The following is a 13,602-nucleotide window of genomic DNA, read 5'->3' on the forward strand; positions in this document are numbered from 1 at the left end:
TCTCTCTCTCTCTCTCTCTCTCTCTCTCTCTCTCTCTCTCTCTCTCTGCAGCTCAACGATGCCGGTCACGGTTTTTCGTCTGCTTTCTGATTTACAGAAACTGCTGAAAGTTTTTTGAAAGTGGCGAACCGGTTTTCTGTGCTTCCTGTCTATAACCAGCAGTTGGCGAACGCGTTTGGTCGACTCTGAATAATCTGCCTTGCGAGTGTGATGGATGCACAATGGTCTTCGGAACCATTAGACGGGGTTCGACTCCCTGGTGAGGTACTTTTGATTGACGCTGATACCTGATGGCCGGGAAACTGCCTGCAAAGCAGTTTGAAGTGGGTTCGATTCCCACCGGCGTCTTTAACCGACCAACTGTCGGCTCGGACTACATCTTTATGACAGAAACGATGTCTGAGTGATTTCTTCGTTGGCCGGTTTGTTGAACAATCCAACTGCCCGTCGGGATTACATTATGACGGTCCTGAGGTAGCCAACCTGGAGCGATCCAGGAAAGGTGAGCGCAACGGCATCTCTTTGAGATGGTCTGGCGTGTGCCCACTGTCGGTCTCACATGCGACCGATAAGAGCGGCCGAGAACAGCAACAATCTCGACAACCCTTCGTTGGGCTTATTAAGAACATTTGATCGACTGCCAGACTGGAGTACATGGTTCAGGACCCGGTGGTTGCGGGTTCGACTCCCGCCGGCGCTATTTTCAATGTGTGTCGCGCCGTAGCTCAACGGATAGAGCACCGTAAACGCTCTGGTTTAAAACTTCGTCGATCATTCTTCACAAGAGACATAACTGACTGCCGAATGGGAGTACATGAAAATTAACCCGGAGGATGTGGGTTCGATTCCCACCAGCGCAATTTCGCTAAGCCTGTCGCGCTGTAGCTCAACAGGTAGAGCACCGTTAAAAACTCTGATTCACCACTTCGTTGGTTATTTAATACACACTCGACTGCCGGTGTGGAGTACATGGTGAAGCTGGTTCGATTCCTGCCCGGCCGCTTTGTTACAAGAGTTATGCGGCCGGCCCCTGTGAATCGCGTGTGTGGTATCGCAGGGAGGTCTCTGCCCATCATTTCGTCGAGTGCTATTTACAGGATCCGGCTGCCGTCAGTGAGGACTGACGCCTTTTTCGCCGGTTCCCTTTTTGAAGGAGGCTATGATGGCCAATAAATCTTTGTTTTCGAATCGTCAGAATCAGTTTCCACGTGCAGATGCGCGTAACGAAGCCGGAGGTCGGGCTTACAAGTATGAGCCGAAGCATGCGCTGGCGCAGCTGGCGGCAACCGGTACATTTAACGGCGTGTTCTATGCGAATGCCCAGACACAGCTGGACGAGCTGCGTACGTTGATCAACCAGGTTGACGACAATCGATTCCTGGCACAACTGGCCGTGTATGCGCGGGAACGCGCCTGCATGAAGGACATGCCGGCGGCGCTGCTGGTAACACTGTCAACGCGGGATACCGAACTGCTGCATCGCGTGTTTGATCGCGTGGTCGACAATGGTCGCGTGCTGCGCACCATGTTCCAGATGATCCGCTCGGGACAGTTTGGTCGTACCGGTCTGTCATCGAGTCTGCAGCGGGCGTTTCAGCGCTGGTTGAACGAGGCTTCCGTGGGTAAACTGCTGTCGGCTTCGATCGGTAACGATCCGAGCTTGCGCGATGTCCTGCGGCTGGCACGTCCGACTCCTGTCGACAACGCACGGCGTGCGCTGTTCGGCTGGCTGACCGATAAGGAACTGGCGAAGTGGGCTCCTGCCACGGAGGCGGACTTGCCCGCACAGGTGCAGGCGCTGATGGCTTATCGAGGTGCAGAGATCGAGCAGGAGCAGGCTGCGATTGTAGAGGGTCTGTCCGTGCGCTGGGATCTGCTGGCTGATGCGGCCAAAGGTCCTCTGGTGTGGCGTGCCATCGCCCGTCAGATGGGTCCACAGGCGCTGCGGATGAACCTCAACACGCTGCTGCGTCATGACGTGTTCAAGGATTATGCTCTGATTGACGAGGTGGCGAACCGCCTGGTTGACAAGGAGGCAATCCGACGTTCGCGGCAGTTTCCGTACCAGTTTCTGGCTGCGTATCTGAACGCGTCGGACCAGATTCCGCACAAGATCACAAAGGCGCTGCATGAGGCTGCTGAGATCGCCTGTGGAAACGTGCCTGAGTTGTCAGGTCCGGTGGTGATCGGACTCGACACGTCCGGTTCGATGGCGAGTTCGGTGACGGGCTGGCAGCATCGCAGTTCGTACAGCAAGATGCGCTGTGTGGACGTGGCGGCGCTGTTTGCTGCTGCGGTTCTGCGTCGTAATCCGGACAGCGTGGTGATTCCCTTCGATACGCGGGCGTACAACGTGCGGATCGATCCAGCCGACTCGATTCTGAGTCTGTCGGAGCGACTGGCGAAGTATGGCGGCGGTGGGACCGACTGTTCGATTCCGCTTCGCGAAGCCAATGTACGACTGGGTCAGCGCGCGTTTGCCGGCTGTGTGCTGGTGAGCGACAACGAGAGCTGGGTTGGTACAGGCCGAAATGGTTCGACCGGTGTGATGACTGCGTGGCAGACGTTCGCGCAGAATCAGCGGCGACTGGGCGTGGCGGATCCCAAGCTGGTGTGTATCGACATCCAGCCTTATGGTTCGTCGCAGGCTACGGAGCGTGACGACATCCTGAACATCGGCGGCTTCAGTGACGCGGTGTTCAACGTGGTGACGTCCTTCCTGAGCAACAGCGCCAGCCGCTTCGTTGCGGAAGTCGAGTCGATCACAGTCTGATCGATGTTATTGTTAATCAGGGACACCCCTGGTCTGATGTTTCGGGCCAGGGGCTTTTTGTTTGTCAGATTCGTTTAGGACGCTTTCGTCAGTCCTCTCTTGACAGTTTATTCTCATTTAAACGAAAATACAGTACCGATTCTCTTGATGGGTTATCCCGAAATCATTCAGTCAAAATTAAGTTCTGATAATGATCGAAGACATATTTGCGAATTCGATTCTGGTTTCCCTTGTCGCCGTACCATTGGTTTTATGGCTTGGACGGCAAAAGGTGTATGACGTATTCCCTACCCACGGCAAGTGGACGATTTTATTGAGTTGTGTTGTGGTCTTCAACATTCTTGCAGCCATCGTACACTTGAGTTTCGGAACCCGTGTTTCAGGTGTCAGCGTACTCTATTGGGGGGGCATTCTGTTCCTCGCATTCATCTGGATTCGAACGCTCGCTTTGCTCACTCATCAAGTTTCCACCTGACCAGGCATTACACACGGAGCCGCGGTCGGCGCTGAAGCCAACTGTGAGTAATCCAATTCCGACACCAGCAACACACAGCACTGACGGACATGCATCGGCAAGGCCATCACGATTGTGGCGATTTTTACGGACGGTGGTTGTTTCCGTTTTTGTGTGTTGTTGCTTCGTTGCTCTGGGGGCGATCATGGGGGGGACTCAGTTGCTACACGGGCAAAGCTGAAGAAATTCCGAAATGGAATGGATGGTCGTATTTCATGTTTTCAGTGAAGGAATTCAGTAAGTTTGGCGCAGTACTTTCTTTTCCATTTGTATTACTTGCGTTCGCAATTTCCAGGGTCTACTTCGCGGTCGAACAAAGAAATCTGATCGGAAAGATGGTGACGATATGCAGTCTTATCTGGAAGGAAACAGAACATTTCGTGCTGTTGAAAGTGTGAAGAATGATACTCTGGAATTATGAGCCAACTCTGCTGGTTTCCTGTTCGCTACGCTCACCCCGAATTGCATTCGGGGCCACCCGTCAGAGAAATTATCATTACCAAGAAAAACTGATGTTCTGACAGGGAGTGCCTGTCAAACGCACCGGTCGCCTGCTGATTTGCGGGCAGGGAATGATTTCATTTTTACGGGCCGGAAAAGAGGGCTTTTTCTTCTTCGTCCTGCACGATGATTTTCGGGCGGATAAACAGGAAACTGCGGGTCTGCTCCAGACTGGTGTACTTGTAGACCAGTTCGCCAGTGTCTGCTATTTTAACTGATACGGGGATTTCTGTCTTCTGCTGGGCGATTTCGATGAGGATCGTCTGGCGATCGGGAACCGTATTCACGCAGGTCCACATGGCGGCAGCAGACGATTGGGGGTTGCTGACCCGCAGGTTGAGGCGGACGTCCCGGCGGTCGGCGGAAATGACCGGCTGGATATAGCAGGGATGCTTCAGCGGATGCTGTTTGCCGCCGGCGGTGTAGTTCGTCACGCCAGCCGTCTGTGCATTGAGCAGGGTGACCTGGGGCGCCTGGATCAAATTTGTCCGGGCGTTGTTTTGTGCCTCGTTCAACAGCAGGGCCACTTCTTTATCTGTGAGGATGATGCCCTCGAGGGGGCCGTTGTTCTGTGGCTGCGGACGGGCGGTTTTCTGCTTATCGAGATCGAGGCCGATCTGTTCCCAGAAGTCCTCTGGTACGTTTTCGAGAAAATGCATTTCCAGCGAAATCTGGAAGTCCTGCTGTCGACGAAGTTCCGTAAACAGGTCCTCGATTCGCTGATGCGTCTTTGAGGTCTGGCGGATGACGAGACTCTGCGAGGCCGCATGCGGTTGAATTGAGCCGTTACCTCCGACGGTCTCCCAGCTGTCGGGGTCTACCGTCGTCTGGATGAGGTCGATGAGCGATTCGAAATCGATTGCGGGCGTGTTTGGCACGGGTTCTGTTTCGTCAGCAGGCACCGGACCGGCGAGGGGGACGGGAACTGCTAAATCGGCAACCGGATAGCTCGCGACGTACGGCTTTCCCAGGGAGCGCGTGCGGCTGGTGATGACGACGACTTCGTCTCTGATGATATACGCGAGGTCCATAGGTTCCAGCAACAGATTGAGAACACTCTTCGACTTAATGCCTTTGACTTCGATGGTGACAGGAGTCTTGGGGGTTAAGCCGACCTCCTCCAGTCCGAAGGAATCGAGGAAGAGGTTAATGCCGCTCCGCCGGGAGATTTCTCTTAACACTTCGGACAGAGGCATTTCTTCCATCGTCAGTGCAATCGGTTGCTGGAGTGCTTTCCAGGTCTTCAATTCGAGGGGAGAGGCATTCGCCGGTGGTTTTGCGTTCGAGGAATCTGCTGCGTCGACCGGGGAAAAGGCGGCGCTCAGGGTGAGCATCCAGAGGGTGAGAGGTAAGAAATATCGCATGCTTTGCTTCCTTTCACGACTGGGTGGCCCCAGTTCGAGGTGATCGATTCCGTTCCCAGCGGGTAGGTCCAGTGGACCCGCGCCAGGCCTGCGTGTGGCTCTGACAGCGGCGGCGAATCGCATCCACTTGCCCTCACTGGACTTGGATGATCGCTCTGTTTCGTCCGGCGTATAGTTGCTATTGTTTAATCACAATTGTCTACTACTAGAGCCGCGGCACTCTACCCGCAGTGCCGGAAATCTGTCAAGAGGAACCAGAAGCATGGCCGCTGGTCGGGCCGTCATCGGTGCGACTTGTGAATGGGCGTTTCTGGAAGAAAATGTCGGGCAGGATCCCCGGCGTTGAAGTCCGGCCCTCGTTCGACAAACTTGTTGTAATCCGATGGAAATCCGCTATGTTGAAGATGATGGTTTTCCGAATTGATTTCGCCTGCTGCAAAATCGGGCTGCAAACGAGGTTTTCCCATGGATGACAAATACTTTTCTCGCCGGGCCTGCTGGCACACGATGGAGGGCCAACTGGTTGTGCATGATACCTTCAGCGATCAGGCTCCCCGGATGATCACCATGGAACCATGGTACGGGGTGGTCTTCATGTCTGCCGATGGGGAGCACACGGTCGACGAATTCGTTTCCAATATGGCCGGCCAGTACGAAGGGGGCGCACCGGCGGGGCTACGTGAACAGATCCACGAAATCATCGGTACGTTGATTGAGGAAGGTATTTTGCGTCTCCACGATGAGCGCGAGCCGCTGCCGGCCTATTTTGCGGAAGAGTATTTTGAGCAAGATGCGGAAATCCGGAAACAGCAGATGCAGGCGGACGGTCTGATTGATTGATCGCTCAGGATCAGCAGGAAAGGGGAGGAGCATGACGCCGGAAGCGTTGCTGACCGAGTTCTCGATCAAGATTTATGAACCGCCACTCTCCGAGATGCGCGAGGATGGCAGAATCTGTGATCTGTCTGATCCGGTGGCGGTCCTGATGCTCATCATTGACTTTGAAACCGAGGTCTCCATGAATGGTATCAACAATTTTCTCGGGAATAGCAGTGGTCAGTATGCGCATGAAACCGTTGCTGCGTTGCAGACGATCGGCGCAAAGACTCAGGCCAACCTGCTCCAGAAAATTCTGATCGTAGCTGCCAATGCCGGCATGACCCATGACACGATTCAGGCAGATCGGTCGGGCCTCGAGGAGTTTTCGATCACGAGCTTCCAAAAACTGCATGGTGACAAATGGGATGCCGCGTCCGCTGAGATCCAGGAGCTCGAAGAGCAGATTGATTACTCCGACATGTTTGAATGGGCAGAGGAGTATGCAGGGAATCACAGCGCAGAGCTGCACCAGGCGCTGGGCATCAGACCGGATTAAGAAAATCTTATCTTCAGATCAGTGAGCAGCATGGCTGGAACTGGGAGATCGAACTGGTGCCTGACCCCGATCTCGTGCTGAGTCGAGCTGACCAGATTGTTGCTTCCGCCGACAGCCAGATTCTCAACCAGGCCGAACGCTGGTTCAACCTGGCACGTTGCGCCATTGAGACGCGGATTCCCGCTGCCTGGATTGTGGATTTGTCGAGGGGAGAGGGTTTGACTGTCATGCAGGAACGCCCTGATCTGTAATGGGATCAGGTTTATTTGAGACAGCAGTCTTGAGCGGAGCGATCTGGTAAACGCCCCGGGTGGTATGTAAAGCCTGTTCCAGTAAAGAGAAAATTTCCAGAATTATAGTTGACATAAAAATAGTTTATATGTAAATTAAAGATGTATGAGGCAGAGCTAAGTCAGCGATCTGAAGGTTCTCAATCTGACAGACAGACAGGCAGTTAAGCCGCAGTGACAAGGAGTCGATCAGAGCAGACATAATCTGACTTAATGATCTGAAAAAACTTTTTATTTGGGCAAATAGTTTACATGTAAGCTAATGTTTGAGAAATGAAGGGAGGCTGAGGAACTGAGAGGAGAGGATCGTCCGGATTTTACTGGACGGCGTAGAAATCACGTGCGTATAAATAGACTGATCCAGCCGCTCGCTGAGTGAAGTTTCCAGCAAATGAAACTGAAAATATCTCTATTCATCACTTTGTTTAATAGAAAAGAAACCCATGAAAAATATTCTTCCCGATACTGATGGCGGACTGCTGACGGCAGAGAACTGTGCTCTTGTATTTATTGATCATCAACCACAGATGGCGTTTGGTGTATCGAATCAGATTGATCGCCAGCTGCTGATGAATAATGTTTTGATGCTTGCCAAAGGGGCCAAAGAGTTTGATGTCCCTGTTATTTTGACAACGGTCGAAACCGAATCATTCAGCGGGGCGATGTGGCCTCAGTTGCTGGATATTTTTCCTGATCAGTCTCCGATTGAACGTACGGGAATGAATTCCTGGGACACGGAAGCTTTTCGTGAAGCCATCAAGGCGACGGGCAAAAAAAACATTATTCTCTCGGGGCTGTGGACAGAGGTCTGCATCACCTGGCCGACGTTGAACATGCTTGACGAAGGTTACAACATCTATGTTGTGGAAGATGCCTGTGGCGGCACTTCGCAGGCTGCTCACGATGCGGCTTTGTCACGCATGGTACAGGCTGGTGCCGTCCGCATGACAACGATTGCGACGGTGCTTGAATTCCAGCGTGACTGGGCCAACCGGGAGCATTACAACGCGTTAATGGATCTGTTTCGTGAACATGGCGGAGCTTACGGAATTGGAATTGAGTACTGTTACACCATGGTTCATAACGCACCAGCGGCCCGGAAGGTTACCTGATCGTGTCGCCTGTGGGCACGCGGTCCAGAAGTCGCTGGAAATGCTGCTGTAAAAGTCCAGCACAAGCCTGTTGAATTCAGTGGAGATGTGAGATGTCAGTCGTTCATGTTGCAGTCACACGTAATGTGCGTTTGGGGATGGAGGAGCAGTTTGATGCGAAGCTGCTCTCCTTCATTCGCGAGTCAATGTCCTCGGAAGGAGTTCTGGGAGTGCATATACTCCGGCCGGCTCCCCAGACGGGCAGTCGTGAATATGGTGTGCTGCGTACGTTTGAGAGTGAAGAAGCGGCTGAGAAATTTTATGCCTCGGATCTGTTTCACCTCTGGCTGGATGATGCAGAACCATTGGTCGAAGGTGAGCCTGTGCATCGCAGGCTCACCGGACTGGAGGCATTCTTCCGGTCTGGCCGGGGTGCAATGCCGCCGCGCTGGAAGATGGCATGCCTGACTTTTCTGGGGGTCTTTCCAGCGGTTTTATTCTGGTCTACGGTACTGCTGCCTGTGTTGGAGGGGCAACACTGGCTGGTATTCTCCATGGCAGTGAATGTCTGTGTTGTTGTTACGCTTACGTGGTTTGTGATGCCTTTCATTACAAAAATATTTCATCCCTGGCTGCAGACCGGGCACGCGGAGCGGATTTCTATTCCCAGGTGATTCCGGAAAACGCGTCTGTTCTCTGATCGGGCCGTTTCTTTTTATACGAAAGAAGGTCAGCAATGTCCGTTGATACGATTCTTTATAATGGTCGCATTACTACACAGGATCCCTCCCATCCCGAAGTCGCTGCCATCGCTGTTTCGGAGGGGCGGGTGGCAGCGATCGGAACCAGTGACGAGATCCGGGCGCTGGCGGAGCCATCCACCCGGCAGATTGATCTGGAGCATCGGCGTGTCATTCCCGGATTGAATGATTCGCATCTGCATGTGATTCGGGCCGGTCTGTTTTCGAATCTCGAATTGCGCTGGGATGGCGTACCCACCATTGCAGAAGCAATGAGTCAACTGAAAGGTCAGGCTGCCCGAACCCCTCCTCCCCAATGGGTGCGTGTGATTGGAGGCTGGAACGAATTTCAGTTTGCTGAAGGTCGCATGCCCACGTTTAAGGAGTTGAACGCAGCGGCTCCTGATACACCTGTGTTCCTGTTGCATCTGTATGATTCTGCGATGTTGAATAAGGCGGCCATCCATGCATTGGGCATGGATAAAAATACGCCGAACCCACCAGGGGGCGTCGTGGTGAAAGATCAGCGGGGTAACCCGACTGGATTGCTGATTGCCGAGCCGAATGCCTTGATTCTGTATTCCACAATCGCCAATGCGCCCAAGCTGTCGATGGAGGATCAGCTCAATTCCTCTCGTCATTTTATGCGCGAGTTGAATCGGTTTGGCGTCACCAGTGTTGCGGACGCCGGTGGCGGTGGGCAGAATTATCCCGACGATTATGCTGTCGTCAATCAACTGGAAAAAGCCGGCCAATTGACGCTCCGCATTGCCTACAGCCTGTTTGCGCAGAATTCGGGTGAAGAACTGAATGACTATACGCGTTGGCTCGATATGACAAAGCCGGGTGCCGGTTCGGATCTGCTCCGCGTGAATGGAGCCGGTGAGAATTTAGCCTGGAGCGCGGCCGATTTTGAAAATTTTCTGCAGCCACGACCCGATTTGAAACCGGTGATGGAATCAGAGCTTGAGGCGATTGTGATGAAGCTTGCTGAAGCCAGGTGGCCATGGCGAATTCATGCGACCTACGATGAAACTATCGATCGATTTCTGAATGTTTTCGAACGTGTGCATCGCGCGCATCCGATTGATGATCTGCGGTGGTTTATCGATCACGCCGAGACGGTTTCCGATCGCAATCTGGAACGGATTCAGAAACTGGGCGGCGGCATTGCTATTCAGCATCGCATGGCTTACCAGGGGGAATACTTCATTCGACGTTACGGAGTCGAAGAAGTCAAACGGCATCCTCCTGTCCGTCAGATGTTGAAGATGGGGATTCCCGTGGGAGCCGGGACGGACGGCACGCGGGTTGCCAGCTATCACCCATGGACCTGTCTGTGGTGGATGGTCACAGGGAAAACGGTGGGGGGAACAGTGCTGCATGATCAGGAAGACTGCCTGTCCCGCTCAGAAGCGTTGCGTTTATATACACAGGGGAGTGCCTGGTTCAGTAATGAAGACGACCGTAAAGGAACATTGTCAGTGGGTCAATTCGCAGACCTGGCAGTTTTGTCTGACGATTATTTTTCTGTAGAAGCAGATGCGATCCGCCAGATCGAAAGTGTACTGACAATGCTGGGAGGCAAGGTTGTTTATGGTAAAAAAAACTATGCGAATTTGTCGCCGGAACTTCCCCCGGTCAGTCCTGACTGGTCACCCGTGGCATTTTACGGTGGATACGATAACAGCCAGCCCGCGCCCCCCATTCACGAGCACACTCCCATTATGGCCCCTGACGGTCGCGTGTGGACAACCAGTTGTGGCTGTGGAAATTGATCAATTTCGAAGCGTGTCCTGACACCTTGAATGAGACGCACAACCATCGACGTACGGGTGTCCTACGCCTGGATTGTGGATCTGTCGGGAGAGTGACGAAAGCTCAAGCAACAGTAATCAGGGTCAGTCTGAATCTAAGCAGCTGACCCTGATTCTGTTCTGTCAGGCGACCTCCGGAATCCCGGTGTGATCGGCGGGGCGTGAAGCGGAGGTCGGCCAGTGAAACCGGCGTTGATCTTCCGCGATAGGGACGTCGTTGATGCTTGCTTCGCGGCGGCGCATTAAACCTTCTTCATCGAATTCCCAGAGCTCATTGCCGTAGGCGCGAAACCATTGACCGGCCGCATCGTGGTACTCGTACTGGAAGCGGACCGCGATGTGGTCGTCTGAAAAACTCCAGAGTGCTTTGACAAGTCGGTAATCGAGTTCCCGTTCCCATTTGTCAGACAGGAATTCCCGAATTCGATCGCGGCCCTGCAGGAACTGGTCGCGGTTGCGCCACTCTGAATCCGGGGAATAAGCCAGGGAGACTCTTTCGGGATCGCGGCTGTTCCAGGCATCTTCTGCGGCCCGGACTTTAGCGGTGGCGGTTTCGAGTGTGAACGGGGGTTTGAGAGCGGACATGAGATTCTCCTTTATTGGTTTGGGTTGCATTAGACAGACAGGTCTGCATAGTATGTGGTAAAAAAGTGGATGACCTCATTCAAAAACGTAACAATTTGATTGCACATTATACCAAAATAAAAGGGCTATTATTTCAGATGAAGTTCAACCGGGGCTAACGCCCTGCGGCTAATGGGTCTTTTTGCGAACCGAGCGTCTGAATAAAAAAAGTATACAGATCAGTCTATTGGGGGTCAAGTGGAATTTGATCGGATCATCGCTGGTATTTCGATTTCACTGCGATCTTCGATTATTGGCCCCCAAAGGCCTGGTCATCATCGCGCATATTTTTCAGTGCGCGGTCGACGATGCGGCGGAACTGTTGTTCCAGTTCGTCGACATTGCGTTTGTCCTGGGGGAGCATCATCCAGCACAGTTGCAGCGCCTGGCGCACGCTCTGGTCCACCTGTGCCGGGCTGAAGAGGTCGCGCATCTTGTCGAACGACTCTTCGTCATCAGGGTCGAATGTCTGAAACGCCATGGGTTGGGTCCTCTTATCGGAACAGAATGATAAAACAATATTACGGGTCGACCTGCCAGTGCAGGTTTTGGAATGTGGGTTGCGGGCCGCGCCAGTTTTTGCCGAGGATGCGTTGTTTCGTTTTGCTGCCGCGAGTGGGACGCTGGGCCTCGGCGGGGGTGAGCTTCAACTGACGGATACCTTGCCAGTCTGATAACGTTACGCCGGCCAGGTTTTGAAAGTCGGACGGTTTGAGGGTGATGGTCTGCCAGTCGGGGCCGCCGGTGAGTTCGACTTCGGTGGCGTAATCATCCAGGACGACCACCATTTGATTGGCTTCGGCGGCGCGAACTTCCAAAGCAAGTTGTGCCTGCGGCGGTGCTTTCCAGAGACCGTCATTCAGTTTGTGGGTTGTAATGGCCCATTTGTCGGGTTGATACGAAAACCATTCCTGCCGCCAGTTGTCCTGGAAATCTTCGATTAGCAGGGAAGGCTCGCGCGTGGCCTGAACGTCGGCTGCTTGTAATTCCGCAGGTGAGACCACCTGCAGCAGCGATGAAAGGTTGAACGACTTTGTGGTGTAAGAGCGATAGTAATAGCCGGCACCGGACACCGGTTCGTCGAGGGCATAGCGGATGTTGGCGTACACCCACAGAGGCTGATTGATATTGCCCAGGGGCAGATTCGCAATCCAGGCGTCCTCGGCTTTCACGGGTTTGACGTGATGCCAGAAGCGATGCTTGGTATTGAGCCGGTCCTGGGGACCTTCATCTGTTTTGCCCTGTCGGGAGTAATAGACGTCGATGGAGAGGATGGTTCGGGATTCGTCGGGAATCACTGTGAAGCGGGGCACGCCGTCTGTGGTGTTGAGCGTCAACTCTGTTTTGGGTGTCTGGGGAAACGTAAAGCTGCCTTTGAGATGCTGATCCATCCAGAGTATGGTGGCGACTTCGAAGTCGGGGGTGTCCTGATGATTGTGGTGTGGTGAGCAGGTGACGCGCCAGTCGCTGCTTTGAATTTCCTCGATGGCGGTCGGCAGATTGCCAATGCGCCCGTGAAAATCATTAGCGGGGCTGAGGAAAATGATGGGACAGGAAATCTGTTTGAGGCTGACGTTATCTCCCAGCGTCTGGCAGAACAGGGGGCTTCGGTTGTAGCGGTCGCTGATACCACCACACGAGGGGGCTGCTGCTTTGACGCGGGAATCGGGGGCCGTCAACACGGTGAGCTTGCCTCCCATCGAATGGCCATAAACTCCCAGGCGATCGGGGTCGACCAGGGGCTGCTGTTCGAGGAATGTCAAAGCCCGACGCGCAGCGAGCGCACACAGGAACCAGCCACTGTTACGCGGCGATTCAATGTTGTCGAGCGTCCAGGCATCCGGCTCAATGCCGGGGAACTGATTGCCCGGGTTTTTTCCGGGCGCATGATAGCCGTCGAGTGCGCCCCAGTCTGTGGTGACTTGATAGCGGGGATCGTCGGTCTTGCCGTCCCAGAACAGTTTCACTTCCGCGGGCGTTACCTGGTAGTCGGGGGCGTTGATGCGGCCGGCCCAGGCGATGGAGAGGGTCGCGTACCCGCGTTTGGCATTCAGCAGGCAGGCCCGGTAGTCGGCGTACTGTCCGCCGCCATGAATCTGCAGCAGGCCCGGCAATTTCTGTTTGTTGGCGACAGCCTGTTTGGGATAACCAAACACGGCCGCGAGCCGGGCGGTCTTACCTTTGAAGACGCCGATACGGAAACGGACGATCTGCAGGACGACGCCTTCTTCTTCCCACTCTTTAAGAACTTCAGTTTCCAGCGGTTCACTGCGGGGATCGAAGCCGGCCCACATTTCAGCGAAGTTCTGCGGTGCGTGTTCGTCTTGGAGTGCAGGTAGAGTTTCGGCTGCCTGCACTGAAGACTGCATGATTACGAACAGCAGGCAGACGAAGAGAGTTCGTTTATGAATGGTATGAGTCATGAAGGTAGTTCGCTTGTGAAAAGTAATGTAAGCCTGAAGAGATCTATTATATAAAATAAAAGATGACCGAAGCCATAAAAATGTTTATGC

12 protein-coding genes and 2 tRNA genes are annotated in these 13,602 nt (G+C 53.7%); 10 read left to right on the plus strand and 4 right to left on the minus strand.

From position 1 onward, the window contains the following. Positions 1–276: 276 nt before the first annotated feature. The 4 genes from GmarT_RS00985 (at position 277) to GmarT_RS29320 (ending at position 3,248) form a co-directional block, all read left to right on the plus strand. Positions 277–348 (plus strand) — tRNA-Cys (locus GmarT_RS00985). A 366-nt stretch (positions 349–714) separates the two neighbouring features. After that, positions 715–860, plus strand: a tRNA-OTHER gene (locus tag GmarT_RS00990). 302 nt (positions 861–1,162) lie between these two features. After that, on the plus strand, positions 1,163–2,773 hold the full coding sequence (locus GmarT_RS00995; RefSeq protein WP_002648979.1) for a TROVE domain-containing protein: 1,611 nt from the start codon (positions 1,163–1,165) through the stop codon (positions 2,771–2,773). 190 nt (positions 2,774–2,963) lie between these two features. Then, the gene (locus GmarT_RS29320; RefSeq protein WP_002648978.1) at positions 2,964–3,248 is read left to right on the plus strand and encodes a hypothetical protein; all 285 of its coding nucleotides are present in this window, start codon (positions 2,964–2,966) and stop codon (positions 3,246–3,248) included. A 623-nt stretch (positions 3,249–3,871) separates the two neighbouring features. Here the strand turns inward: GmarT_RS29320 and GmarT_RS01000 are convergent. After that, on the minus strand, positions 3,872–5,152 hold the full coding sequence (locus tag GmarT_RS01000; protein WP_002648975.1) for a hypothetical protein: 1,281 nt from the start codon (positions 5,150–5,152) through the stop codon (positions 3,872–3,874). A 420-nt stretch (positions 5,153–5,572) separates the two neighbouring features. Between GmarT_RS01000 and GmarT_RS01005 the strand changes: the two genes are divergently transcribed. The 6 genes from GmarT_RS01005 to GmarT_RS01030 all read left to right on the plus strand — a co-directional run bounded on the left by GmarT_RS01005 (position 5,573) and on the right by GmarT_RS01030 (position 10,426). Continuing rightward, entirely contained in the window at positions 5,573–5,992 is a 420-nt protein-coding gene (locus GmarT_RS01005; RefSeq protein ID WP_149302388.1) for a hypothetical protein, read from the plus strand. Between the two features lie 31 nt (positions 5,993–6,023). Further along, the gene (locus GmarT_RS01010) at positions 6,024–6,527 is read left to right on the plus strand and encodes a DMP19 family protein (protein ID WP_002648972.1); all 504 of its coding nucleotides are present in this window, start codon (positions 6,024–6,026) and stop codon (positions 6,525–6,527) included. A 56-nt stretch (positions 6,528–6,583) separates the two neighbouring features. Continuing rightward, positions 6,584–6,778 carry a DUF5616 domain-containing protein gene (locus tag GmarT_RS29775; RefSeq protein WP_002648971.1) on the plus strand — a complete coding sequence of 65 codons (195 nt, stop codon included), beginning with the start codon at positions 6,584–6,586 and terminating at the stop codon, positions 6,776–6,778. Between the two features lie 482 nt (positions 6,779–7,260). Beyond that, the gene (locus tag GmarT_RS01020) at positions 7,261–7,929 is read left to right on the plus strand and encodes a hydrolase (protein WP_149302389.1); all 669 of its coding nucleotides are present in this window, start codon (positions 7,261–7,263) and stop codon (positions 7,927–7,929) included. A gap of 92 nt (positions 7,930–8,021) precedes the next feature. Continuing rightward, positions 8,022–8,582 (plus strand): antibiotic biosynthesis monooxygenase, encoded by a 561-nt coding sequence (locus GmarT_RS01025; RefSeq protein WP_149302390.1) that lies wholly within the window; start codon positions 8,022–8,024, stop codon positions 8,580–8,582. 62 nt (positions 8,583–8,644) lie between these two features. Continuing rightward, a complete protein-coding gene (locus GmarT_RS01030) occupies positions 8,645–10,426 on the plus strand; it encodes an amidohydrolase (protein ID WP_149302391.1) in 1,782 nt (593 codons plus the stop codon). Positions 10,427–10,588: 162 nt separating this feature from the next. Here GmarT_RS01030 and GmarT_RS01035 read toward each other — a convergent pair whose 3' ends face one another. The 3 genes from GmarT_RS01035 to GmarT_RS01045 all read right to left on the minus strand — a co-directional run bounded on the left by GmarT_RS01035 (position 10,589) and on the right by GmarT_RS01045 (position 13,512). After that, positions 10,589–11,050, minus strand: coding sequence for a nuclear transport factor 2 family protein (locus GmarT_RS01035; protein ID WP_002649591.1), 462 nt, complete (start codon positions 11,048–11,050; stop codon positions 10,589–10,591). A gap of 289 nt (positions 11,051–11,339) precedes the next feature. After that, positions 11,340–11,570, minus strand: coding sequence for a hypothetical protein (locus GmarT_RS01040; RefSeq protein ID WP_149302392.1), 231 nt, complete (start codon positions 11,568–11,570; stop codon positions 11,340–11,342). 40 nt (positions 11,571–11,610) lie between these two features. Beyond that, positions 11,611–13,512: a dienelactone hydrolase family protein gene (locus GmarT_RS01045; RefSeq protein ID WP_149302393.1), complete on the minus strand. Its 1,902-nt coding sequence runs from the start codon at positions 13,510–13,512 to the stop codon at positions 11,611–11,613. Between the last annotated feature and the right edge of the window lie 90 nt (positions 13,513–13,602).

It is taken from the genome of Gimesia maris (assembly GCF_008298035.1).
Taxonomy (GTDB): Bacteria; Planctomycetota; Planctomycetia; order Planctomycetales; family Planctomycetaceae; genus Gimesia; species Gimesia maris.